Source organism: Paenibacillus forsythiae T98, assembly GCF_000520735.1.
Taxonomy (GTDB): Bacteria; Bacillota; Bacilli; order Paenibacillales; family Paenibacillaceae; genus Paenibacillus_AQ; species Paenibacillus_AQ forsythiae.
This window is the reverse complement of the sequence record NZ_ASSC01000732.1, coordinates 1-1,029: the sequence shown is the minus strand read 5'-3', so window position 1 is coordinate 1,029 and position 1,029 is coordinate 1. Positions and strand designations below refer to the sequence as shown.

Annotated in this window: 1 protein-coding gene; it reads right to left on the bottom strand. The window is 53.3% G+C overall.

Annotated features, from left to right (window positions below; genetic code table 11):
* On the bottom strand, positions 1 to 1,029 hold a 1,029-nt coding region (locus L692_RS29895; RefSeq protein ID WP_036724999.1), incomplete at both ends, for an AMP-binding protein.

Here is a 1,029-nt window from a genome sequence, read left to right as displayed (position 1 = left end):
CAGCCAGCGCGCCAAGTCGCCTGTCCGGTACATCCGCTCTCCCGGCACAAACGGATCTGCCACAAATCTTTCAGCCGTCAGTTCCGGTCTGTTCAAATAACCGCGCCCCACACCGTCGCCAGCAATGCACAACTCCCCCTGCACGTTAAAAGGCTGGAGTCCTCCACAAGCGTCAAGAATATAAAAACGATGATTGCCCAACGGCTTGCCGATAGGCACATAACCGTTTGTCGGAAGCGATGCCCCCGGTAAAATATCGAATGCCGAGGCATCGACGCAAAGTTCCGTTGGCCCGTACACATTGGTAATCCGTGGAGCCGTTCCATTCGGCCCATCGGCATAAAACCGGTCCAATAGCCGTGAGACCGTTACCCATGAAAGAGCTTCTCCTCCGATAAGCATATGCCGGAGGGCTACGCCTTGAAGACTATCGGCCGCAACAAGTAACTGCAAATGGGCCGGAGTTCCGTCTGTCACATCAATCTGATGCAGGCAGTAATAATCGGATAAAGCTTGTCCGTCGGATACCGTCGTTTTGGGAACGACATACAACGTATGGCCGAATAACAGCGCTGCAAATATTTGCTGCACCGACGCATCGAAATGATACGAAGCTAAGAGGGCTACCCTCAAGCCGGTATCGTAAGCGGCATATACTTGCTTGCGAAGACTTTCCAGCAAATGAACCACTTGTCGATGCTCAATCAACGTCCCTTTCGGGCTGCCTGTTGTGCCGGAGGTGTAAATAGTGTAGGCCAAATGATGAGGGCCGGCGATCGGTTCCAGGTTTGTATGCTGTGTCCCATAAGCCTCCGGCTCGTTCACGAAAACGAGTTTCCCCCCGAAAGCTATACGCTCCTCCAAATGACGCTGCGTGAGCAGCAGCCTTACGCCCGCATTCTCCAGCACATAACGAATGCGATCCTCTGGAAATTCCGAATCAATAGGGACATACGCACCTCCGGCTTTCAAGATGCCGAATATCCCCACGATCATCTCCAGAGATCGCTCGGCCATAATGGCGACAGG